Genomic DNA, 23,850 nt, shown 5'->3' on the forward strand with positions numbered 1-23,850 from the left:
AATTCCTTCTCCAAGACCGTGTTCCATGTGTTCCATCGTTCAGGAAAACCGGCAGGAACTGTGAACGGATTGACCCATCTCGACGACGAGGGCGCAGCCCGCATGGTGGACGTGACGCAAAAAACCGCCACCGAACGCTCGGCGATCGCCGAAGGTCGCATTATGATGTCTGCCGAGGCGCTGGAGGCGCTGATGTCGGGGAGCGGGTCCAAGGGCGATGCTCTCGCGACCGCGCGGATCGCTGGCATCATGGCCGCGAAGAAGACGGGGGACCTTATCCCGCTCTGCCATCCGCTGGGCCTCGAATCTATCGCTGTCGACATTGCTGGCGAATCCGACGGTATCCGCGTTACGGCGACTGCCTCGCTGACTGGAAAGACGGGTGTCGAGATGGAAGCGATGACTGCTGTGAGCGTCGCCTTGCTGACCCTTTACGATATGGGAAAGGCGCTCGACAAAGCTATGGTGATCAAGGGCGTCCGCCTCCTTGAGAAGCGCGGCGGAAAGTCAGGTCACTGGCTGGCCCCGGACTGAAACGGGAACGTCTGTTCCACAGCAACTGCCTCGAAAATGGCGGGATTGCTTGACTTGCGGAATCAGGTTGCCTAATTGTTCCACATTCGTTCACAGGTTTGTGAACAGGAACATGGGAGTGACCGATGCTGACCGCCAAGCAGCATGAACTTATTCGCTTCATCCAGCAGAAGCTGGAGGAAACAGGGATTTCCCCCTCTTTCGAGGAGATGAAGGAAGCGCTCGATCTCAAGAGCAAGTCGGGTGTCCATCGCCTGATCTCGGCACTCGAGGAAAGGGGCTTTATTCGCCGCCTGCCCAACCGGGCCCGGGCGCTCGAAATCATCAAGCTGCCCGAAGATTCGGTAACCAGCGCTTCGCGCCCTGCCCCGCCTGCTGCGAATGACGCCATCGTTGCTGCCCATGCCGCCAAGGCGGTCGCACCCGATCCGGCTAACGACATTATCGATGTACCCCTTCACGGCAGGATCGCGGCCGGCGCTCCGATCGAAGCGATCGAAGGTCAGTCGAGCATGCCGGTTCCCGCCGCCCTGCTCGGACCGGGCGATCATTATGCGCTCGAGGTTTCCGGGGACTCTATGATCGAGGCCGGTATTTTCGACGGCGACTTTGCTCTCGTCAAGCGCACGGAGACCGCCCGCGATGGCGAGATCGTCGTGGCGCTTGTCGACAACGAGGAAGCGACGCTCAAATACCTGCGCCGGGAAGGTCCGATGGTCCGTCTTGATCCAGCAAATGGCGCTTACGAACCCCAGGTCTATGAAGCTGCCCGGGTACAGGTCCAGGGCAAGCTGGCAGGTCTGCTCCGCCGCTATCACTAGAGCGGGGTTTGACCCGACCACTTCGAGGCGTCCGGTTGCAAGCCGGGCGCCTTGTTCATTCTCTGCCTTGTCGCCACCAACCATGCGCGCCCTGGCCGCTCGCCACCGTGTCGATCTTCTCATCGGACAGGTAAATGGCAAATCCGCCATTCTCCGCCAGGAATCGCCCGTCGGCCTTCAACCATCTCGGCTGGCAGCTTCGCGGCAGCCAGCGGTCGGCAATGACGATGTCCGCTCTCTCGCATGCGGCAGCCAGCTCTCTTTCGTCGATCCTCTGACGGCTGCGCGCGACGAGAAGATGGCGCACCTCCCCGCCCCGCTCCAGAGGAAGGCTGCAAAAGTCGGCGCTGCACCGCGCCTTCGGCCAGTGCTCCATGGCTATAGGCGCAGCTTCGGTTCCGGCCAGCTCAGTGAGGTTTTCCTGAGCATAGGAACCCGGACTGTCCCTCAGGACGAACAACCGCCCGGTCGGATCCACGAGCCCGACATCGCGCCCATCGCGGGTTACGAGAATGTCGGGCGCCTGCGTTCCGGCGAACATAGCAGCACCCACTGCAACGGGCAGGAAACCGAGCAATCGCGCACGTCCGTGCCAGAGAGCCAGCCACAGCCCTCCAGCAGTGAACACCAAGACCGTGGGCAATCCAATATGCGGGACGAGCTTCACCGCTCCCGGTTGCGCCGCAGTCGTGTGGGCAATCGCAAGCAACAGGTCGAGAGATTGCCCGGCGAGCCACCAGAATGGTGCGCCCAGCCCCGCGAGATCGAAAACCAGGGCCACCGCGATGAGCGGCATCGATACGAAGGTCACCAGCGGAATCGCGATGACGTTTGCAAAGGCTCCGTAAAGGCCGGCCCGGTGGAAATGGAAGAGGACGATCGGCGTCAGCGCGATCTCGATGACCAAGCCGGTCACGAACAGCATCAGGACACGTCGGGCGAACCACCGCACCCAGCCTTCCTCCTGCGGAGCAAGAAAGTCGCGCACGGGCTTTGCGTTATGCAACGCGACGATTGCGATCACCGCCGCGAAGCTCATCTGGAAGCTCGGCCCGACTAGCGATTCCGGCCACAGCAGAAGCACGACCCCGGCAGCAACTGCCACCATCCGCATCGAAAGAGGTTCACGTCCAAGGGCAAGCGCGATGAGCACCAGCACGGCACCGATGCAGCTGCGAACCGTGGGAACCTGCGCTCCCGTGAGGAGGGTATATGCGATCCCGGCAAGTGCCGCGATTGCCGCGGCCACCAGCGGCAACCTCACACGCAATGCCAAGTATGGCCACAAGGCCAGCAGCTTGAGCGCAAGGAAATAGGCCGCTGCAATCACCGCACTGACGTGAAGCCCGCTAATGGAGAGGAGGTGCGTCAATCCGGCATCGCGCATGGCAAATTCATCCGCCTCCGCGATCGCACCCCGGTCCCCGCTTGCAAAAGCCGCCGCTATGCTGCCCGACGAGCCGCCGAGATTGTCCCTCACATGCGCTGACAGCCAACGCTGCAAACGGGCCACGGGCCGATCCGCTGTGCTCGGGAGAGAAACGATCTCCGCCTCGCCGACCAGCGAACCGGTTGCCGCAAACCCCTCGAACCACGACCTCCGTGCGAAGTCATATGAGCCTGGCAGGAGCGGCGGTGACGGCGGCATCAGGCGCGCGCGCAGACGGACATGTGCGCCCTCCACTAGGCCGAGTGCGTCCTTCTCTTCGGGAACATTGACGCGAACCTTGATAGTTCGCCCATGTTGCGGATCGCGGGCTGCAAGAACCAAGCGCACCCGCCCCTCGGCAGGTTGTTCCTGCCTCTCGAGAATTGCCGCATCGAGTTGCATCAGCGTCGGACGGGCAATCGGCTCCGCCCCGATCATCTCCGAGCGCGCCCAGATGACCGTCAAGCCAAGGGCGAATACAAATCCGAGTGCGCAGGCGGCCATTCTCAGGTGAGCGCGGCCATCTTCGCCTTTCCAGACTGCGACAGCCCCCAGTGCGCCGAGCAGCGCCAGCGATACCCCGGCCACCCATTGCCATGGTTGCGTCAGGACAAACCAGCTTCCAATTCCGGCGGCAAAGGCCACCACCAGCCATGGGCCGCGGTCGAAACCGGACGAGGCCAGGAATCCCTCGATCTTGTCGGCGAATCTGGACAAGAGGCCGCGCATGCGCCAAGGGCGCTGCACTGCAACATCGGCGGCCGGGTACCCCTCGCCGAACGGCACGATCGGCGTCCCCTGTGTCGCCATGCAAGCACTTGAAAGGAAAGACGAAGCAATGGCAAGCGAAACCGGCAAGCAGGTAGTTACGCGCTTCGCCCCCTCGCCCACCGGCTTCCTGCACATCGGCGGCGCCCGCACTGCGCTGTTCAACTGGCTCTACGCGCGCCATCACGGCGGCCGCGCGCTGCTGCGGATCGAAGATACCGATCGCAAGCGCAGCACCCAGGATGCGATCGACAAGATCATCGAAGGACTCGACTGGCTCGGTCTCGATTATGACGAACCGCCGCTCTTCCAGTCCGACCGAGCCCAGCGTCATGCCGAGGTCGCACGGCAATTGCTCGAGGCTGGGCATGCTTACAAGTGCTACGCCACGCCTGAAGAGCTCGAAGAAATGCGCGCGCAGCAGCGTGCCAACAAGCAGCCAATGCGATACGACCGCCGGTGGCGTGATCGCGATGAAAGCGAAGCGCCTGCAGGCGCGCCCTTCGTCATCCGCCTGAAGGTCCCTACCGAGGGCGAGACCGTCATCGAAGACGAGGTCCAGGGCAAGGTCACGGTGCAGAATGCCGAGATCGACGATTACGTCTTGCTCCGCGCCGACGGCACACCAACCTATATGCTGGCTGTCGTGGTCGACGATCACGACATGGGCGTCACGCATATCATTCGCGGCGACGATCACCTCAACAACGCATTCCGACAGCTGCCGATCATCCGCGCGATGGACCAGATCGAGGGCGGTTGGCCCGACCCGGTCTATGCACATGTACCGCTGATCCACGGTGCTGACGGAGCCAAGCTGTCGAAACGCCACGGAGCTGTTGGCGTCGAAGCCTATCGCGACGATGAGGGCGTCCTGCCCGAGGCTCTGTTCAACTATCTGCTGCGCCTTGGCTGGGGCCACGGCGACCGTGAGGAGATCACGCGCGAGGAGGCAATCGAACTCTTCGACCTTGATGGCGTAGGCAAGAGCCCCTCTCGTTTCGACATCAAGAAGCTTCAAAACCTCAACGGACATTATATCCGCGAGGCGGACGATGCACGGCTTGCAAGTCTCGTGGCGGCGAAAATGGGTGATGGCGCCGAAGAAAAGCTTCTCACCGAAGCTATGCCGGTCCTCAAACCGCGTGCAAAGAGTGTCAATGAACTAGCTGAAGGCGCAGCATTTCTATTCAAGGAACGCCCGCTGGAGATGACTGAGAAGGCGGCTGGCTTACTGGATGCCGACGCACGCACGCGTCTTGAGGGCCTCTCGAGGCGCCTCGCCAAGGAAAATCACTGGACATTGGAGGCTCTCGAAGCCACTACGAAATCCTATGCAGAGGAACTGGAACTGGGCCTCGGCAAGCTGGCGCAGCCCATGCGGGCGGCGCTGACGGGCACTACCACGTCGCCCGGAATTTTCGATGTACTGGTCCTGCTGGGCAAGGAAGAGTCGCTCGCGCGTATCGATGCGCAGGCTTCGCCCGCAGGCAAGGAATAAGACGGACCAAGGAGATACGCGTGGCCGACAAGCAGGCAACTCTCAACGTAGGCGACCAGAGCCAGGACTTTCCCGTCCTAGAAGGTAGCGTCGGACCGGATGTCGTCGACATCCGCAAGCTGTACGGAACCACCGGCAAGTTCACCTACGATCCCGGCTACAAGTCGACCGCCAGCTGCGAAAGCGCGCTGACCTATATCGATGGCGAAGCCGGTGTCCTGCTGCACCGTGGCTATCCCATCGGCCAGCTGGCCGAACATTCGAGCTTCATGGAGGTTGCCTACCTGTTGCTCAATGGCGAGCTGCCGAGCCAGGACGAGCTTACCGAGTTCGATCACACCATTACGCGCCACACCATGGTGCACGACCAGCTGCGCCAGTTCTACCAGGGCTTCCGCCGCGATGCGCACCCCATGGCGATCATGTGCGGCGTCGTCGGCGCACTGTCGGCGTTCTATCACGACAGTACCGACATCTCGGACCCCGAGCATCGCAAGATCTCAAGCCACCGACTGATCGCCAAGATGCCGACCATTGCGGCGATGGCGTACAAGTATGCGGTCGGCCAGCCCTTCCTGCAGCCCAAGAACGATCTCAGCTACACGGGCAACTTCCTGCGCATGACCTTCGGTGTCCCCGCGGAAGAGTATGAAATCCACCCGGCGATCGAGAAGGCAATGGACCGGATCTTCATCCTCCATGCCGATCACGAACAGAACGCCTCGACATCGACGGTGCGTCTTGCCGGTTCGTCGGGCGCAAACCCGTTCGCCTGCATCGCGGCCGGTATCGCCTGCCTCTGGGGCCCAGCACATGGCGGCGCCAATGAAGCGGCGCTCAACATGCTGCAGGAAATCGGCTCGCCCGATCGTATCCCGCACTATATCGAGCGCGCTAAGGACAAGAACGACCCGTTCCGCCTGATGGGCTTCGGTCACCGCGTCTACAAGAATTACGACCCGCGCGCGACGGTTATGCAGAAGACGCTGCGCGAGGTATTCGACGCCCTCAACGTCAACGACCCGGTCTTCGAAACCGCGCTCCAGCTCGAAGAAATCGCCCTCAACGACGATTACTTCAAGGAGAAGAAGCTCTTCCCGAACGTGGACTTCTATTCGGGTATCATCCTCAACTCGATCGGCTTCCCGACGACCATGTTCACCGCGCTCTTCGCGCTTGCCCGTACGGTAGGCTGGGTCGCACAGTGGAACGAGATGATCTCCGATCCCGGCCAGGTCATCGGCCGTCCGCGCCAGCTCTATACCGGCCCGACCGAGCGCGACTACGTCCCGATGGGTCAGCGCTGATCGCGCAAGAATTTGTTGGATCAGGGGCGCTTCGGCGCCCCTTTTTCGTGGGTCAGTCCTCGGCCGGATCAGCCTTCGGAACCGAGAGGGTAAATCGAGCCCCCTGCCCCGGTGCGCTTTCAACGGTCAGGTCGCCATCCATCGCTCGTGCAATGCGCCGCGAAATATAGAGGCCAAGACCTGAGCCACCGTCTTCTCCGCGGCCCAGGCGCTCGAACTTCTCGAACACTTTCTGCTGTTGCTGCTCGTCGAGGCCGTGTCCCTCATCGGCCACGGTAACCATTGCGCGGTTCCCGATGGTATCGAGGCGGATCCACACACGACTATCCTCGGGGGAATAGCGGATTGCATTCCCGATCAGGTTCAGGAGGACCTGCAGAACGCGGCGAAACTCTGCGATCGCCAACTGCGTCTCGCCCTCGGCCGGTGGATCGAGCGTAATCCCTCGCTCCTTGGCACGCACGCCGAGAATACCGCACGCACGCCGCGCCACATCGGCGAGGTCGATGCGATCGGGGGCCGTGGCAAAATCTTCTGCCTCGACGACTTCGAGATCAGACAGGTCGTCTATCAGCGCGAGAAGGTGCTGGCCCGCGCTCGCGATATCGGCAGCATAGTCGCTGTACTCCTCTGCCAGCGGTCCGGCGAGCTTGGTCCGGATCGTTTCGGCATTGGCGATGATACGATTGATCGGCTGCCGCAGGACAGGCGTCAGGTCGCGCCCCAGTGACGGGGTGTCGCTTGCGCCGCGACCGACCGCTGAACCGATTGGCCGTGTGGCGCTGAGGTGGAGCACGAATCCCGCGCTGCCCGGCTCTTCCTGCCCCAGAGGTTCAAGGAAGGCAGCCCATACCCTATCGGACCCAGCGATCCGGCATCGCGCGCCATCGAGAAGCTGCCAGTGAGCGTGCTGGTCACGAAGATCGTCTGGCAGGGTTACGAAATCGGTCCAGGGACGACCGATCCCCTCACCCGCGGCCTTGGCGAACTCGACAAGATCCGGTGCATCTGTCTCGATCGAAAGAATTCGCTGCTTGGGGTCGAGGCGCGCGGTGCATTCGGCCAAATGGCGGTTGATTTCGGTCTGACGTTGCTTGGCGAGCTCCGCGCTTTCCGGTGGGCGCTCGTCAACCTGCCAGTCGGCAACAGCGATCGCACAGCCGCCGTCCTCTTCGGCTTCGGGCGCGATCTCAACCCATGCATGGATGCGCTCGGGACCATTGATAGCCCGGAACTGTCGCGACAGCCTTAGGCCGTATTCACGCGATTTCTTCACCAGCGAAAGTAGTTCCGGAATGGCGAGCGTTTCACCCACGTGGCCGCCACAGGCCCGGTTGAGTTCGGCAAGAGGGCCATCCGCCTCTACCAGGCGGTCTTCCGCATCGGTCCTGCCGTGCGCGAGATAACGGGTGCCGACACCAGCCATGATCAGCGTTTCTTCCCGTGGCCGGAGGCGAGCAGGATTCCGCGCGCCGTGTCCTGGTCGATACCTTCAAGACCGGTCACGGGGGCCGCACCCGGATGAAGACGAAGCAAGGTCTCATCGATCCGTTCCGCGTCCAATCCGGCAGCACGCAACCCCAAGGCCAGGCGTACCGTCTGGCGGGCGTGACTGGAAAGGATGGCGAGTTCGCGGGTCTGACCGCTGCGTTCGGCCAGTGCGGAAAGGAAAAGCGCGGCCCCGGCATCCTCGATTGCAAGGGCGCTGCGGGACGTACCGCTGGAACTGGATACCAATCGCGCGAACAGGGCCAGCCTACCGCTACTCTCATCGAAGGACTGGCGCAGCTTTCCTTCTGCCCGCGCAACGGCATCACTGCGTGTTTCACCGCAATATCGGCGCCAGGCGAGGAGTAATTCGTGTAGCAGGTCGCCGGGAAGCTCGCCCAGCGGGAGCTCCATGCGCCGTTGTGCCTGCGCAAAGCGGGCCTGCGCGGCCAAGGCTGCCATGGCCGCACTCGAAACCGTGCCGTCACTGTCTGCGATCAACCGCTGGAGCAGAGGCGCGAGCACAGGGTCGATGCCCAGTTGGTCTTCGAGCTTTTCCGTTAGTTGCCACTCGATCGCGAGAGCGTGGCAGTGCAACAGCAGCCCTGAGGAAGCCTGGAGATGTTCGGCAAGCGCTTCGCCATGACGATCGGCAAAGGCATCACGGCCCTTCTGGCCGGTCGCTTCCGCCTGCGTCCGCAACACCTGCCGCGCCAGATCGGCGAGCATCCCGCGCACTCGCGCAACGATCTCGTCGCTGAACAGTGAATGATCGGGAGCCGAGAGTAGATGGCCGATAATCGGTCCGATACCTTCAAGCATGGCGTCACCCTGCGCCAAGGCGCGGCGCAGGTCATCGCTAGAGGATTTCCCCCGTTCATCCATGGCAAAAGCCCGTTCCATCCCGTGCGCGTAGCACCCGTGTGGTTAATTCGCCGTTAGTCGTCACGAAAAGTCGGGAAGAAGCGGCTGAGCAAGACCAGCAAGGCCAAAGCAGCGGCCATCTCGGTCGAGAAACCTGCAAAAGCTGCGGGCGAAAGCAGGAAACAAAGCAGGATCCTGTCGGCATAGGTTTCACGCCACTTCCTGCTGGCGTGGCGCTCTGAAAGCCTGAGCAAGCCGATTAGCATTATGGGCACAAACCCGCGCAGGAAACCGAGGTCTTCAGGTGCAGCCAGCACAAGCAGGACGATCAGGATCGGATCGATCATCCAATCGAGGGCCCTCAGCACCTTGTTCGGCCTGCGCTCAGGCCTCCCAAGCTGTGCCACACGCTCGACCACGCCTCCCATGTGGCCAAAGAGCGCCGCGAGCGCTGTCAGGACCAACCCGATTGCGGGGAAACCGAAGGCCCCCGCCCCCAGACCCACAACAGCCGATATGCCAGCAGCAGCGGTGGGCACGGGTTGCGCCGATTGCCCCACGACATCGCGGGCAAGCCGGGCTCCGGCCCGTTCGGCAATCGCCAGCCCCGGACCCCGGAAAGAAATCGCCTTGCGCTGGGAATCGATCCATCGCTTCTCCCGCTCGTCGAGCGCCTGCCTGTCGGCATTGAGGTGCCAGTTCCCCTCTGCAAGCAGTTCACGGTCGAGCGTTATGAGCCTCGAGCCTCCCTGCAATGCGATCCGCATCACCGCCGAGGGGACATCAATGTCATCGGGTAGCTGCCCAAGGCGTGCTATCAGTTCACCGCGCACCAGCATGATGCCGGACCAGGCGAGCTCAAGATCAATTCTCTCGTATCCAAGCGGCACCGCGAGATCTGCCGGGAATGCGAGGACAGCGCGCTTCTCAAGGGCTTCGATTGCCGCCTCGTCATCGGGCAGTATTCCCGGCGCAATCACGAAAATCTCGTCTTCGGCGGTGACCATGCCGAGCAGACGGGACGGGTGGCGGATCGCGCGGAATTTCACGCCAGCGCTCTCCGCCCGGTTCTGCAGTTCGACCACTTCGCGTTCAATGGCATCGACGAGACACACGACCCGGTCGCAGCCCAGCTTGACCGCGAGATCGAGCTGCCGTTCGACCACCATTGCACCTGCGAAGCTGGCAAATGCCGGCCGCGGGCTGCGCACCTCGGGGCTCCCATCGAGTGTCGACAGCAGGGCTATGCGCAAGGCCTGTCCTTCCAATCCGGCATGTCTGCTTCATAGGAAGTGGGCGGCCCGCCTGCCAAGGATAGACTGGTAGATGCCACCGGAAATTCATCGCTTCAGTGGCTGATGGCGCGCCAGGCCGCGCTGGCTACGGGTTCGAATGGTTAACAAGCCTTCCTGATGCCCGTGTTTGTGATATGCTGCCGGAATGGCAAAACGCTCGCATATCACTGTCGTTGAAGGCGAAACTGCTCCGACAGCAGCCGAGGAAGACACCCTCGTTCTCGAAAACACGATGGCGGAAGAGCCTGTCGCCGAGGAAGAGCCGGTCTACGAGGAGTGGTACGAGGAAGAGATCGAACGGCCATCGCGCGGCTGGATCACGCCGAGCCTTTCGCTTCTAGCCATCGCTGTATGGACAGGTTTCTACTTCTGGGCGAACCGCACAGACATCCTTGCTGGCGGAACCGCGCAGGCCTGGGCCAGCTGGATAGTGAGCTGGTCGGTTCCTGTGCTGCTGGTGCTCGCCGTTTGGATGCTCGTCCAGCGCAATTCGACGCGCGAAGCGCTGCGTTACGGCGAAGTCGCGCGCAGCCTCTCGGAAGAATCCGCCCTGCTCGAACGCCGCCTCGTCACCGTGAACCGCGAGTTGAGCCTTGCCCGCGAATTCCTGGGCAACCAGTCGCGCGATCTCGAATATCTTGGTCGAAGCGCCTCGGAAAAGATATCCGAACATGCGGACCGGTTGCAGGGCCTCATCCATGACAATGGCCAGCAGGTGGACGCCATCGCCGGAACAAGCACCGCAGCGCTCGAAAACATGGAGAAGCTGCGCGACAATTTGCCCGTGATCGCCAACTCTGCCCGCGATGTCTCGAACCAGATCGGAGGCGTCGGGCGCACGGCGCAAGACCAGCTTGGTGCGCTCGTGGCCGGATTCGAACGGCTCAATGAGTTCGGCGAGGCCAGCGAACGCCAGGTTGGCTCGCTGCGCAAGCGGGTCGATGAAGCGATTATGGCCTTCACCGAACAGGCGAACGAACTCGAAACAGTTACGGCAGAGCGATTTGCGGCCCTTGCGGAAGGCAGCAATGTCATCCGCAACGACCTCCAGGCGCAGGAAATCGAGGCACTGTCAGCGCTTCGTGCGCGGAGCATGGCACTGCGTACCGAACTGGCAGAAACTCACGCCTCAGCTAGCGCAGAGGAAGAACAGCTTGTCGCTGCCATGCGTGGGCGGATTGCCTCGCTGCGCGACGAGGCTGCGCAGATCGCCGCCTCTGTGCGCGAGGGCGAAGACATCGCGCTGGGTGCGTGGAGCAACCAGATCGACGCGCTGAAGACCCGCCTCGAAGAAACTCTCGCACAAATCCGGGAGGTCGATGAGAAGGCCATGGAATCGGCCAATGCCAAGCTGCAAACCCTGTTCAGCGAGGCGACGGATATCGATGCGCGTATTACTGAACGCAACCGGCAGTTCGAGGAGGAGACACTTCGCCGAACCGGCGCTCTGACCGAAGCCCAAGACGAACTGGCAGCTTCACTCGAAGCACGAATGGCCGCGCTCGACGAAGCTATTACAGAACGTCGCGAGGCCCAGCGTGCCCAGCTTGCCGCCATGGCCGAAGAAGGCGAGGCCCTCGGTGGCCGCATCGCGCAGCTTGGCGAGACCTTCGGTTCAATCGCTGCGCAGGGGCACGAGGCCAAGGAAGCGCTCGCCGGTGGCATCGATGCACTGGTTGGCCAGCTGCGCAACAGCCGCGAAGCACTTGACGGGACAGACCAGGAAATCGTCCGCCTCACGGATGCAAGCGTGCGTCTGCTAGAATTGATCCAGGCCAGCGCCAAGCACAGCAGCCAAGAACTGCCGCGTGCCATGGTCGCGTCCGAAGAACGTCTCGCCGAGATCGAGAAGCGCGCCAATGACGTGCACGCCTTGCTTGAAAATGCGCGGGTCTCGGGTGAACTCCTGAACGAGGGAATGAGCGAGATCGAAGCCCGGACTCATGCTGCGATGGAAGGTTTTGGCAGCTTCAACACGGATTTCGAGGGCAGCTCTTCGCGGCAGATCGAAACGGTAGAGGGCCTGCGCGCCAACCTCGCGGCGCTCGCGAACGACAGCAATGAGTTTGCAGCCCAAGTCCAAGGCGAATTGCGCGAAGCTATCGCAGCTCTCGAAGAAAAGGCGCGCGTCGCACTAGCCGATATCGAGAGCGAGCAAGCCGGCCGGATCCAGCGTATCGCCGACAGCATCGGCGAACGCAGCACGAGGGCTATCGACGAAGCCCTTGCGGATAAGACCCAGAACGCCCTCGCCCAACTTGACGAAGAGCGTGCCCGCTCCAACCAGGCAACGCGCGACATGACCCAGCATCTGCGTGACCAGCTGGGCAGATTGAACGAACTGACGGTCAATCTGGAATCGCGCATCGCCCACGCGCGCGAGCAGGCTATCGAGGAAGTCGATCACGATTTCGCGCGGCGGGTCGCTCTGATTACCGAAAGCCTCAACTCGAATTCGATCGATATCGCCAAGGCGCTCTCAAGCGAGGTAACCGACACCGCTTGGGCCAGCTACCTCCGCGGGGATCGGGGAATCTTCACTCGTCGCGCAGTGCGTCTGCTCGATAACGCCGAGGCCCGTGAGATCGCCGAACTCTACGACAATGACAGCGATTTCCGCGAACACGTCAACCGCTACATTCACGATTTCGAGGCGATGCTGCGCACGCTGTTGTCGACTCGCGACGGGAATGCGGTGAGCGTCACCTTGCTGTCGAGCGATATGGGCAAGCTTTATGTCGTGCTTGCCCAAGCCCTCGAACGGTTGCGCCAGTAGCCTAGCGGGCTCCTGGACCCCAGAAGATCAGGTCTTCCGGCGTAATCCATCCGTAGGAATAGTTGAGCACATAAACCGTGCACAGGACTGCGGCGAGTACGGTCGCCCGCTTGGCGATCAGGCGCGGCCGGAAGTTGGCAGGCGCACTGTCCGCCTGCCCGGCAACCTTCTCGATTCCCGCCTCTTCGTGGGTCTGCACACCGAAGGGAAGCAACACGAAGGCGCTTACAACCCAGAAGAGGGCATAGATCGCGAGGATCGAGGTCCATTCCATGGGAAGGGTCATGGCAGTCAGTCCAGCCCCACAGTCGGTAGGAGCACCCTTACCTGCGGGCGCTTCCCAGACCATCGCTGGGCGGCCCGGCGCGCAGCAAGGCGGGCCGCCTCGTGAATCGCCCCGCGTGACTTGCGATCGGCGCCCTTGAGCTTTGCGATCGCAGTGCGGACATCCTGAATGGCTTCAGCCACAAAGTCCTCGTAGTCTTCGTCCAGCGGCAGGCCGAGACTGTCGATCAGCGGATTGAGGCGATCGTCGAGCGCCACGATTAGCACACCCTCGTGCATGATCCGGCGACGCATCACGATGCTGTCTCCGTCTGCAGGTGCGATTATGTCGCCATCGAGAACGAGCCGCCCTGCCCTTACCTCGGCAATCTTTCCTGGGGCGCCGGGCGCAAGCCTTACGATATCGCCGTTCTGCTGAACCACCGCATCGGGGATGCCATTCGCGATACCTAACCGGGCCTGCTCCTGCATGTGGCGCATCTCGCCATGCACCGGGACAAGGATGTCCGGCCGGAGCCAACCATAGAGCGCTTCCAGTTCGGGCCGTCCGGGGTGACCGGAGACGTGGATCATGCTCTGCCGGTCGGTGACCATGGTCACACCCTTGGCGGCAAGCCTGTTCTGCACCGCACCAATAGAAAGCTCGTTGCCCGGTATCTGACGGCTGGAGAATAATACGACATCGCCCGAGACTAGCTCGATGGGGTGATTGTCTTCAGAAATGCGAGAGAGCGCCGCCCTTGGCTCACCCTGACCGCCGGTCGCGAGGATCAGCACTTCTCCGCGCGGCATGCCCATGGCCGTATCGAAATCGACCGGCTCGGGGAAATCGGCCAGATATCCGTTCTCCTGCGCAACATCGATGATCCGGTCGAGCGAACGACCGGCAACGCAGAGCTGCCGCCCGGTCTCGCGGGCGACTTCGCCCAGGGTGTGAAGTCGCGCGACATTGCTGGCGAAGGTCGTTACCAATACGCGCTTGCCGGCGTGCCGCTGGACCTCCTCCAGCAAACCCTTGAAGACCGCGCCTTCCGACCCGCTGGGCGATGGATTGAAGACATTCGTGCTGTCGCACACAAGGGCAAGCACGCCCTCGTCACCTATCTCGGTGAGTTCCTCCTCGGTAGTCGGTTCGCCGATGATCGGATCTTCATCGAGCTTCCAGTCGCCGGTGTGGAATATCCGGCCATGTGGCGTGTCGATCAGTAGCGCGTTACCCTCGGCGATCGAATGGGCGAGCGGGATATAGGTGATGTCGAAGGGGCCGACAGAGAACTGGCCGTGATCTTCCTCGATGATGTTGAGTTCGACCACGCCTTCCAGTTCCGCCTCCTCCAGCTTGCGGCGGACCAGTTCGGCCGTGAACGGCGTCGCATAGATCGGCACGCCAAGGTCCGCGGCAAAATACGGCACGGCACCAATATGGTCTTCGTGCGCATGGGTCAGGACGATTGCTTCGAGATCCCTGGTTCGCTCCTCGATAAATTCGAGGTCCGCAAAGACCAGGTCCACACCGGGATACTCTCCGCCCGAGAAGGTCATTCCCAGATCGACCATCAGCCAGCGGCCCTGGCAGCCATACAGATTGACGTTCATGCCAATCTCGCCCGAGCCTCCAAGCGCCAGGAACAGGAGTTCGTCTTCGGGTTTGTAATTTTTCTTCAAGACGATGCGCGCTCCGCAAGGATGGCAAGGCCTAGCAGCGTCAGATCGCTGTCTACCTCGTCGAACAGGTCGGTGATTTCATCGAATAGAAGCGCAAGCCCGCCGGTGGCGACCACCCTGGCTGGGCGACCGATTTCCTTCTTCATCCGGGCCACCAGTCCTTCTATAAGCGCGACATAGCCCCAGAAGACCCCGATCAGCATCTGGTCCTCGGTGTTGCGCCCGATTACGCTGTCGCTCTTGGGCTTCTCGATGGCTATGCGCGGCAATTTGGCCGTATTGCCCACCAGAGCATCAAGCGACAAGTTGATCCCCGGCGCAATGATGCCGCCCTTGTAGGCCCCGTTGAAGTCGATCGCATCGATCGTGGTGGCAGTTCCGAAGTCGATAACGATCAGGTCGCCGTCGTACCTCTCATGCGCGGCAATCGCATCGAGCGCGCGGTCAGCGCCAAGCGATCGCGGTTCGTCAACATCGATCGCGATGCCCCAGTCGGTATCGCCCGCACCGGCAATCATCGGCTCTACATTAAAGTACTTACGCGACAGGACGCTGAGGTTGTGGATCGAGCGCGGTACGACCGATCCGATGATGATCTGAGTAATCGCGCTGCGCTCATATCCCTCGATCTCGAGGAGCTGGAGGAGCCATACGGCATACTCGTCACCTGTTCGGCGTGGGTCGGTCGCGATCCGCCAGCGGGCCTTGATTTCGCGCCCCTCGAACAAAGCGAAGACCACATTGGTGTTTCCGACATCGGCTGCCAGCAGCATCTTCAGGTCTCCTCCTGTCCGAGCATCACGTCGCCCGCATGGATGACACGTCGCTGGCCGTCCGCCAAGCGCAGTTGCAGGGCTCCGTCGGCCGTCAATCCAGCGAATGTGCCTTCTATCGGTTCCTCACCGGGGGGCATCACTGTCAAGGATGTGCCGAGAGGATGGGCTACGCTTTCCCAGCGGCGCGTTAGCGGCTCGAGGCCAAAGCTTCGCCACCGCTCGATTTCCCGGTCCATGCTGGCAGCGAGACCTTGTGCGAAGGTATCGCGATCTGGCGATGGCCCGATATCCGACAATGCCATCGTCGCCCGGTCGGGCAATTTCGGAGCAGCGGCAAGGTTGACCCCAATGCCAATGACGATCGCCTCTCCCTCCCGCTCAAGAAGAATTCCGGCCAGCTTGGCACTGGCGAGCATCAAATCGTTCGGCCATTTGAGCCTTAGTCCCGATGGATCGGCGAGCAGTGGCACGACCGCTTCATAGAGTGCCAACCCACACACCAGTGCAAGGCTGGCCGGGGCGGGATCGCGCTCATGCGGCCGGACGATTGTCGAACCCATGAAGTTGCCGTGACCATCGAACCAGGTGCGGCCCTGACGACCCCTTCCCGCCGTCTGGCGGTCGGCGACAAGCCAATCGCCTTCGCCCAGCGCCTCTCCTCCTCGCAACTGTGCTGCGAGGTCGGCATTGGTGCTGCCGGTTTCGGGAACCGTCCGGATCAAGCCGCGGAGAACAGCGCCTGCGCCGCTGCGTCAGCCGCGATACCCAGCCATGGCGTGAGCAGGTAGCCAAGCGGCGAAATCACCAGCACGCACAGGCCCAGCACGGCCCAGTGAGATACCGGAGCCTTGGCCGGCGCGGGTCCCTTCGGCTCATCGAAGAACATGACCTTGATGAACTTGATATAGTAGAAGGCGCCAATAACGCTGGCAGCGATGCCGATTGCGGCGAGCGCGATCATGTCGGCTTCGACAGCGGCCTGGAACACCACGAACTTGCCCCAGAAGCCGAACAGCGGCGGGATACCGGCAAGGCTGAACATCAGCGCGAGCAAGCACCACGCCAGCACGGGGCTGGAGGTCGAGAGGCCCGAAATGTCATCGAAGGTCGACAGGGCATTGCCCTCTGCATCCCGCAACATCAACAGGGCAACAAAGCTGCCGATCGTCATGAAGACATAGATCGCCAGGTAGACGAGCACGCCTGAGACGCCGGCAGCGGTTGCCGCAGCCAGACCGATCAGGATGAAGCCGACATTGTTGATCGACGAATAGGCAAGCAGGCGCTTGAGGTTCGGCTGGCCGATTGCGCCTAGCGCGCCGACCACGATCGACGCGAGGGCGGCGAAGATGACGATCTGCTGCCACGCTTCGACCTGTCCGCCAAACGGGATGATGACCATCCGCACCAGCATCGCGACCGCAGCGACCTTGGGGGCGCTGGCGAAGAATGCCGTTACCGGTGTTGGCGCACCTTCATAGACGTCAGGCGTCCACATGTGAAAGGGAACGGCAGCGATCTTGAAGGCGAGACCGGCGAGCACGAAGACCAAGCCGAACAGCGCTCCCGTCGAGAAGTTGGCATCGAAGGCCGCGCGGACACCTTCGTAGGTGGTCGTGCCGGAGAAGCCGTATACGAGGCTTATCCCGTAGAGGATGATGCCCGAGGCAAGGCCGCCAAGGACGAAATACTTGAGACCCGCCTCGCTGGATTTCTGGTCCTTCCTGACGAAGCTGGCGAGAACGTAAGACGAAAGGCTCGAAAGTTCGAGGCCGATGTAGAGCGTCATCAGGTCGACGGCCGAGACCATCATGCCCATGCCCACGGCGTTGAATACCATCAAGACCGCGTATTCGCCCCGGTATCCGCCGATCCGCTCGAAATAGGTCGGGGCGACGATGAGGCAGGCGATGGTTGCGATGTAGATCAGCGCCTTCGCAAAAAGGGCAAAGCCATCTTGACGCAGGAGGCCACCGAACGCTTCGGCCGGCACGCCGCCATTTGGCAGGGAGATGCTGAACACCAGCGCGCCGAACAGGGCGGCCACTGCGGCAACGGTAATCCCGCGGGCTGCCTTTGTGCTCGTCCATGCCGTGACCAGCAGCAGCACGAGCGCGACGACCGAAAGGCCGATCTCCGCGCCCATCAAGTGGATCGAGGTCGCGTAGTCCATCAGTGACCTCCCTCCTTGTCGCCTTCGAAGACGACATGGTTGGCCGCATGCTCGCGCGGCGTGCCCTGATCGAGCGCGCTGTCGTAACGCGGAGCGACGCTGGCGAGGCGGGTTTCGAGAGCTACGATGTCCTGACGCATGGGGGCTAGGAAGCTTTCCGGATAGACGCCCATCCACAGCACCGCGGCTGCGATCGGGGCAAGCATGGCCCATTCGCGGGCGTTGAGATCGGGCATGGCGGCGGCATCGGCATTCTTCTGCTCGCCGAAGGCCACGCGGCGGTACAGGTAGAGCATGTAGGCTGCACCGAGGATGATCCCGGTCGTGCAGACCAGCGTCACGAGTGTCGAGACCTCGTAGATCCCTGCGAGCGCAAGGAACTCGCCGATGAAGTTGCTGGTGCCCGGCAGGCCGATACTCGCCATAGTGAAGAGCAGGAAGAACAGCGCATACTTGGGCATGTTGATGCTGAGGCCACCGTAGCGCGCGATCTCGCGGGTATGCAGGCGGTCGTAGATCACGCCCACGCAGAGGAACAGCGCGCCCGAGACAAGGCCGTGGCCGAGCATGACCATCATCGCGCCTTCGAGGCCCTGGACGTTGAAGGCAAACAGCCCTGCCGTGACGATCGCCATATGGGCGACCGAAGAATAGGCGATCAGCTTCTTCATGTCGTCCTGCACCAGCGCGACGAGCGAGGTGTAGATCACCGCAACCATCGATAGGCCGAAGACCAGCCAGGCAAGGTCCGCGCTTGCAACGGGGAACATCGGCAGGCTGAAGCGGATGAAGCCGTAGCCGCCGAGCTTCAACAGCACGCCTGCGAGGATGACCGAACCGGCAGTGGGTGCCTGGACGTGGGCATCGGGCAGCCAGGTGTGAACCGGCCACATCGGCATCTTCACCGCGAAGCTGGCGAAGAAGGCGAGCCAGAGCCAGAATTGCGCCTCTGGCGGGAAGTCGTACTGCATCAGCGTCGGGATGTCCGACGTGCCTGCCGCATTCACCATCCACAGCATGGCGATCAGCATCAGGACCGATCCAAGCAGGGTGTAGAGGAAGAACTTATAGCTTGCGTAGATACGGTTATCGCCGCCCCAGACGCCGATGATCAGGTACATCGGTATCAAGCCTGCTTCGAAGAAGATGTAGAAGAGGAACAGGTCCTGCGCAGCGAATACGCCGATCATCAGCACTTCCATCAGCAGGAAGGCGGCCATGTATTCGCCCACGCGCTTGGTGATCGAATCCCAGCTGGCGAGGATGCAGATCGGCATCAGGAAAACGCTGAGCATGATCAGCATCAGCGCAATTCCGTCGATGCCGAGGGCATACTCGAACCCTGCAAAGAGTGGCGCGCTTTCGGTAAACTGCCACTGTGCCCCGCCGATATCGTAATTCAGCCAGAGCATGACACCGAGCGCGAGATTGATCAGCGTCGCAAACAGGGCGGTAATGCGCGCGGCAGGCGCATCGAGGAACAGGCAGGCGATAGCCGCGATCAGCGGCACGGCGAGCATGAGCGAGAGGATGGGAAACTCCATCAGAACAGCACCCAGGTGATTGCGGCGACAAGCCCGAGGAGCATCACCAGCGCGTAGGTATAAAGATATCCGGACTGGAACTTCTTGGCGCCGACTGCGCCCTTTTCGACGACCCAGGCCACGCCATTAGGGCCGAAGCGGTCGATCGTGCCGATGTCACCCAGTTTCCAGAACTGGCGGCCCAACCAGAAGGCAGGGACCACGAAAAGGTAGTGGTAGAGCTCGTCGAAATACCACTTGTTGTAGAAGAAGCGGTAGACCGGGCCGAGCTGTTCGGCGGCCTTGCCGGGGATCGACGTGTCCTTGATGTAGGCGAGCCAAGCAGCGAACAGGCCAATTACCATCACGAAAGTCGCCGTGAGCTTCACCCAGTATGGAACAGCGTGAAGACGGTGAACGAGATCCTCGTTGAAGTAGATCGATCCTGCCCAAAACGCGCCCGAAACTCCGTCCGGCCCACCATCAATGAAGGCGTCTTTGAATAGCCACCCGGCGAAGATCGCACCAAGTGTCAGAACGCCAAGAGGGATGAGCATCGAGATGGGGCTTTCGTGTGGATGATATCCACCCGTCGTATCCTCACCCACTTCTTCGGGCGTCTTGTGGACTGTGTGCTGGATGTGTTCGCTCTCGATCCAGCGGGGCTTGCCCCAGAATGTCAGGAACATGAGGCGCCAACTGTAGAAGCTGGTCAGGAGCGCAGCGAGCGCGCCCATCCAGAAGGCGAAGTTACCCAGTTCAGTCCCGCGGGCAAACGCCGCTTCAAGGATGGCGTCCTTCGAATAGAACCCGGCAAAGCCGAATACATAAAGTATGCCGACCCCGGTGATCGCCAAGGTCCCTGCCATCATAGCCCAGAAGGTGAATGGAATGTGCTTCCGCAGCGCGCCGTAATAGCGCATGTCCTGCTCGTGGTGCATCGCGTGGATGACCGAGCCTGCGCCAAGGAACAGCAGCGCCTTGAAGAAGGCGTGCGTGAACAGATGGAACATGGCCGCGCCATAGGCGCCCACGCCTGCTGCAAAGAACATGTAACCCAGCTGCGAACAGGTCGAATAGGCAATTACGCGCTTGATGTCCCACTGCGTCGTGCCGACAGTTGCAGCGAAGATGCAGGTTGCAGCACCGATGAAGGTGACAAGGCCGAGCGCAATCGGAGCGGTCTCGAACATCGGCGACAGGCGGCAAACCATAAACACGCCAGCGGTCACCATGGTTGCGGCGTGGATCAAGGCCGAAACAGGTGTCGGGCCTTCCATTGCATCGGGCAGCCAGGTGTGCAGGCCGAGCTGTGCCGACTTGCCCATCGCGCCGATGAACAGGAGGATGCACAGGACATCCATCGTGTGCACCCGCATGCCGAGGAAGCCGATGGTTGCGCCGCTCATCGCGGGTGCAGCTTCGAGGATCTCGGGGATCGAGACCGTGCCGAACACGAGGAACGTGCCGAAGATGCCGAGCATGAAGCCGAGGTCGCCCACGCGGTTGACCACGAAGGCCTTGATGGCAGCGGCATTGGCGCTCGGTTTCTTGAACCAGAAACCGATCAGCAAGTAGCTGGCGAGGCCCACGCCTTCCCAACCGAAGAACATCTGGACGAGGTTTTCGGCGGTCACCAGCATCAGCATGGCGAAGGTGAAGAGCGAGAGATAGGCGAAGAAGCGCGGCTGATCCGGGTCTTCCTCCATATAGCCCCAACTGTAAAGGTGGACGAGCGCCGACACTGTGTTGATCACCACCAACATGACCGCAGTTAGCGTATCGACCCGGAGCGCCCAGTCGAAGGCGAGATCGCCTGACTGCACCCAGGTGAGGACCGGGACGACGTCCTCGGTGAGGCTTCCATTCACGAAGCCGAGGAAGATCGGCCAACTCAGTAGCGCGCTGATGAACAGTGCGCCGGTCGTGATCGACTTCGCGAACACGCTCGGAGCGCTCTTGTTGACGAGCCCTGCAACGATACTGGCGATCAGCGGCAGGAAGACGATGGCGAGCATGGAGGCTTGCACTGGTGCTTATCCCTTCATCTGGTTCGCATCGTCGACCGCGATCGTGCCGCGGCCACGGAAGTAGATCATGAGGATGGCGAGCCCGATGGCCGCCTCTGCCGCCGCAACGGTCAGGATGAACATGGCGAAGACCTGTCCGACGAGATCGTTCAGGAAGGCGCTGAAGGCTACCATGTTGATGTTCACCGCGAGCAGGATCAGTTCGATCGCCATCAGGATAACGATGATATTCTTCCGATTGAGGAAGATGCCGAGCACGCCGAGCACGAACAGGATCGCGCTGACGATGATGTAATGTTCGATGCCGATCACAGCTCGACCCCCTCGCCCACAGTGGGCTGTTTCATGACGGTTGCCTCGTCGGGATTGCGGCGGACCTGCTTGCCGATGTCCTGCTGCCCGCGCTTGGACTTGGACGGACGGTGCGTGAGCACGATCGCGCCGATCATCGCGACCAGGAGGATGATGCCGGCCGCTTCGAACAGGACAATGTACTTCGAATAGAGCATCGCACCGATGGCAGCGGTGTTGCTCTCGACCATCGCGGGTGCATCGGATGCCAGCGGAGTGCCCAGCTCGATCGCGCCGGTGCGATAGGCACCAATGCCCAGCACCAGCTCTGCCAGAAGGATCAGCGCGATGGCGATGCCCAGCGGGAAGTTCTTCATGAAGCCTGCGCGCATGGCAGCCACGTCGATGTCGAGCATCATGACTACGAACAGGAACAGCACCGCGACCGCGCCGACATAGACAATCACCAGCAGCATCGCGATGAATTCGGCGCCCACCAGCACCATCAGTCCTGCCGCGTTAAAGAAGGCGAGGATGAGCCACAGCACGCTATGCACCGGATTGCGCGCCGTGATCACCATCACGGCCGATGCAATCACGAGCACCGCAAAGAGATAAAAGGCGAAGGTCTGGATCATATTGCCCCGGTTTCGATTGCGGCGCCGTTAGCGATAGGGTGCGTCGGCTTCAAGGTTCGCGGCGATCGCCCGCTCCCACTTGTCACCATTGGCGAGCAGCTTGGCCTTGTCGTAAAGCAGCTCCTCGCGGGTTTCGGTTGCGTATTCGAAGTTCGGACCCTCGACCACGGCATCCACCGGGCAGGCTTCCTGGCAGAAACCGCAGTAGATGCATTTGGTCATGTCGATGTCGTAGCGCGTCGTTCGACGGCTGCCGTCCTCGCGCGGTTCGCTCTCGATGGTGATCGCCTGCGCTGGGCAGACGGCCTCGCACAGCTTGCAGGCAATGCAGCGCTCTTCGCCGTTGGGATAACGGCGCAGCGCATGCTCGCCACGGAAGCGCGGAGAGAGCGGGTTCTTCTCGAACGGATAGTTGATCGTCACCTTGGGCTTGAAGAAATACTTCAGCGTGAGGGCATGCGCCTTCACGAACTCCCAGAGGGTGAACGACTTGATGTAATGAGCGACGCTCATGCGGCGGCTCCATAATGGCCGGTCGCCATGAGCCAACCGGAAATGAGAACGACGAAGAACAGGCTCAGCGGCAGGAAAACCTTCCAGCCCAAGCGCATCAGCTGGTCGTAGCGGTAGCGCGGCACGGTCGCCATGACCCAGCTGAACATGAAGAAGAACATGAACATCTTGCCGAAGAACCAGATAACGCCCGGGATATCGAACCAGGGGATCAGGTCGATATCCAGCGGCGGCAACCAGCCTCCGAAGAACAAGATTGTCATCAACGCGCACATCAGAAGGATGTTGGCGTATTCACCGAGCCAGAAGAGCGCGAAGCTCATCGAGGAATACTCGGTCTGGTAACCGGCGACGAGTTCGCTCTCAGCTTCGGTCAGGTCGAAGGGAACGCGCTGTGTTTCCGCAAGCGCCGAGATGAAGAACATTACGAAGATCGGGAACAGCAGGATGTTGAAGACATAGCCGTTGACGATGCCGAGCCCGTGGCCCTTCTGCGCCATCACGATGTCGGTGAGGTTGAAGCTGCCCGCATAGAGGATCACGCCGACCATGATAAAGCCGATCGAGACTTCGTAGCTGATCATCTGCGCGGATGCGCGCATGGCCGAGAAGAAGGGGTACTTCGAGTTCGAAGCCCAACCTGCCATGATGATGCCGTAGACCGACAGCGAGCTGATCGCGAAGATGTAGAGCAGGCCAACGTTGATGTCAGCCAACACCACACCCGCATCGAAGGGGATCACTGCCCATGCCATCAGCGCGACAGTGAAGGTCACGATCGGCGCGAGGATAAAGATGCCCTTATTCGCCGCGCTCGGGATGATGGTTTCCTGCAGGAACACCTTCAGACCGTCCGCGAAGCTCTGGAGCAATCCAAACGGGCCGACCACGTTGGGCCCGCGGCGCAGGTTGATCGCCGCCCAGACTTTGCGGTCGACATAGATGATCATCGCGACGGCCAGCATAAGTGGCAGCGCGATCAGCAGGATACCCGCGATGGTCGCGACAAACCACGCCCATTCGTAGTTCATGCCGAGGGATTGGAAGAATTCGGTCATCAGTCCCCGTCTCCACCACCGGCGTCACCGGTGAAGTGATCAATTCCTTGGTAGCCGTAGCCTCCCCCTGCGGCAGCGTCATCGCCCGCATCAGGCCCCGGTGGGATCTTGTTTA

Annotated in this window: 20 protein-coding genes; 5 read left to right on the forward strand and 15 right to left on the reverse strand. The window is 61.5% G+C overall.

The features are described 5' to 3' along the window. Window positions 1–60: 60 nt before the first annotated feature. Window positions 61–534 (forward strand): cyclic pyranopterin monophosphate synthase MoaC, encoded by a 474-nt coding sequence (gene moaC, locus K3146_RS04355; RefSeq protein ID WP_221544948.1) that lies wholly within the window; start codon window positions 61–63, stop codon window positions 532–534. A 125-nt stretch (window positions 535–659) separates the two neighbouring features. Beyond that, window positions 660–1,355 carry a transcriptional repressor LexA gene (lexA, locus tag K3146_RS04360; protein ID WP_221544949.1) on the forward strand — a complete coding sequence of 232 codons (696 nt, stop codon included), beginning with the start codon at window positions 660–662 and terminating at the stop codon, window positions 1,353–1,355. Between the two features lie 55 nt (window positions 1,356–1,410). Here lexA and K3146_RS04365 read toward each other — a convergent pair whose 3' ends face one another. Continuing rightward, entirely contained in the window at window positions 1,411–3,594 is a 2,184-nt protein-coding gene (locus K3146_RS04365; RefSeq protein WP_221544950.1) for a ComEC/Rec2 family competence protein, read from the reverse strand. A 28-nt stretch (window positions 3,595–3,622) separates the two neighbouring features. Between K3146_RS04365 and gltX the strand changes: the two genes are divergently transcribed. Together gltX and K3146_RS04375 are read left to right on the forward strand one after the other, a co-directional pair. Beyond that, window positions 3,623–5,053, forward strand: a complete 1,431-nt coding sequence (gene gltX / locus K3146_RS04370; protein ID WP_221544951.1) for a glutamate--tRNA ligase — start codon at window positions 3,623–3,625, stop codon at window positions 5,051–5,053. Window positions 5,054–5,073: 20 nt separating this feature from the next. Then, window positions 5,074–6,360 carry a citrate synthase gene (locus K3146_RS04375; RefSeq protein WP_221544952.1) on the forward strand — a complete coding sequence of 429 codons (1,287 nt, stop codon included), beginning with the start codon at window positions 5,074–5,076 and terminating at the stop codon, window positions 6,358–6,360. Window positions 6,361–6,412: 52 nt separating this feature from the next. Here the strand turns inward: K3146_RS04375 and K3146_RS04380 are convergent, their stop codons facing one another. The 3 genes from K3146_RS04380 to K3146_RS04390 are packed head-to-tail and all read right to left on the reverse strand — an operon-like array spanning window position 6,413 to window position 9,965. Further along, on the reverse strand, window positions 6,413–7,786 hold the full coding sequence (locus K3146_RS04380) for a sensor histidine kinase (RefSeq protein ID WP_221544953.1): 1,374 nt from the start codon (window positions 7,784–7,786) through the stop codon (window positions 6,413–6,415). A gap of 2 nt (window positions 7,787–7,788) precedes the next feature. After that, complete coding sequence (locus K3146_RS04385) at window positions 7,789–8,733, reverse strand: hypothetical protein (RefSeq protein WP_221544954.1); 945 nt, start codon at window positions 8,731–8,733, stop codon at window positions 7,789–7,791. 53 nt (window positions 8,734–8,786) lie between these two features. After that, window positions 8,787–9,965, reverse strand: a complete 1,179-nt coding sequence (locus K3146_RS04390; RefSeq protein WP_221544955.1) for a hypothetical protein — start codon at window positions 9,963–9,965, stop codon at window positions 8,787–8,789. A 187-nt stretch (window positions 9,966–10,152) separates the two neighbouring features. On the opposite strand from K3146_RS04390, the gene K3146_RS04395 reads away from it, so the two are divergent. Continuing rightward, window positions 10,153–12,783 (forward strand): coiled-coil domain-containing protein, encoded by a 2,631-nt coding sequence (locus K3146_RS04395; RefSeq protein WP_221544956.1) that lies wholly within the window; start codon window positions 10,153–10,155, stop codon window positions 12,781–12,783. A 1-nt stretch (window position 12,784) separates the two neighbouring features. On the opposite strand, the gene K3146_RS04400 is transcribed toward K3146_RS04395, so the two are convergent. Genes K3146_RS04400 through nuoH form a run of 11 tightly spaced genes read right to left on the reverse strand, consistent with a single transcriptional unit; the run spans window position 12,785 to window position 23,735 of the window. Further along, entirely contained in the window at window positions 12,785–13,057 is a 273-nt protein-coding gene (locus tag K3146_RS04400; protein WP_221545221.1) for a DUF1467 family protein, read from the reverse strand. Window positions 13,058–13,074: 17 nt separating this feature from the next. After that, a complete protein-coding gene (locus K3146_RS04405; protein ID WP_221544957.1) occupies window positions 13,075–14,733 on the reverse strand; it encodes a ribonuclease J in 1,659 nt (552 codons plus the stop codon). Beyond that, window positions 14,730–15,506 (reverse strand): type III pantothenate kinase, encoded by a 777-nt coding sequence (locus K3146_RS04410; protein ID WP_221544958.1) that lies wholly within the window; start codon window positions 15,504–15,506, stop codon window positions 14,730–14,732. Before K3146_RS04410 ends, K3146_RS04405 begins: the two co-directional genes overlap by 4 nt. 2 nt (window positions 15,507–15,508) lie before the next feature. Beyond that, window positions 15,509–16,231, reverse strand: coding sequence for a biotin--[acetyl-CoA-carboxylase] ligase (locus K3146_RS04415; protein WP_221544959.1), 723 nt, complete (start codon window positions 16,229–16,231; stop codon window positions 15,509–15,511). Further along, window positions 16,228–17,682, reverse strand: a complete 1,455-nt coding sequence (gene nuoN, locus K3146_RS04420; RefSeq protein WP_221544960.1) for an NADH-quinone oxidoreductase subunit NuoN — start codon at window positions 17,680–17,682, stop codon at window positions 16,228–16,230. The genes K3146_RS04415 and nuoN overlap by 4 nt, the downstream gene beginning before the upstream one ends. Beyond that, window positions 17,682–19,226 carry an NADH-quinone oxidoreductase subunit M gene (locus tag K3146_RS04425; protein WP_221544961.1) on the reverse strand — a complete coding sequence of 515 codons (1,545 nt, stop codon included), beginning with the start codon at window positions 19,224–19,226 and terminating at the stop codon, window positions 17,682–17,684. Before K3146_RS04425 ends, nuoN begins: the two co-directional genes overlap by 1 nt. After that, window positions 19,226–21,223, reverse strand: a complete 1,998-nt coding sequence (nuoL, locus tag K3146_RS04430; protein ID WP_221545222.1) for an NADH-quinone oxidoreductase subunit L — start codon at window positions 21,221–21,223, stop codon at window positions 19,226–19,228. Before nuoL ends, K3146_RS04425 begins: the two co-directional genes overlap by 1 nt. Window positions 21,224–21,241: 18 nt before the next feature. Further along, window positions 21,242–21,547, reverse strand: coding sequence for an NADH-quinone oxidoreductase subunit NuoK (gene nuoK / locus K3146_RS04435; protein WP_221544962.1), 306 nt, complete (start codon window positions 21,545–21,547; stop codon window positions 21,242–21,244). Beyond that, window positions 21,544–22,164 carry an NADH-quinone oxidoreductase subunit J gene (locus K3146_RS04440; RefSeq protein ID WP_221544963.1) on the reverse strand — a complete coding sequence of 207 codons (621 nt, stop codon included), beginning with the start codon at window positions 22,162–22,164 and terminating at the stop codon, window positions 21,544–21,546. Before K3146_RS04440 ends, nuoK begins: the two co-directional genes overlap by 4 nt. 27 nt (window positions 22,165–22,191) lie before the next feature. After that, window positions 22,192–22,677: an NADH-quinone oxidoreductase subunit NuoI gene (gene nuoI / locus K3146_RS04445; protein WP_040963880.1), complete on the reverse strand. Its 486-nt coding sequence runs from the start codon at window positions 22,675–22,677 to the stop codon at window positions 22,192–22,194. Next, window positions 22,674–23,735 carry an NADH-quinone oxidoreductase subunit NuoH gene (nuoH, locus tag K3146_RS04450; RefSeq protein WP_221544964.1) on the reverse strand — a complete coding sequence of 354 codons (1,062 nt, stop codon included), beginning with the start codon at window positions 23,733–23,735 and terminating at the stop codon, window positions 22,674–22,676. The genes nuoI and nuoH overlap by 4 nt, the downstream gene beginning before the upstream one ends. Between the last annotated feature and the right edge of the window lie 115 nt (window positions 23,736–23,850).

The organism is Qipengyuania vesicularis (assembly GCF_019711415.1).
GTDB lineage: Bacteria > Pseudomonadota > Alphaproteobacteria > Sphingomonadales > Sphingomonadaceae > Qipengyuania > Qipengyuania vesicularis.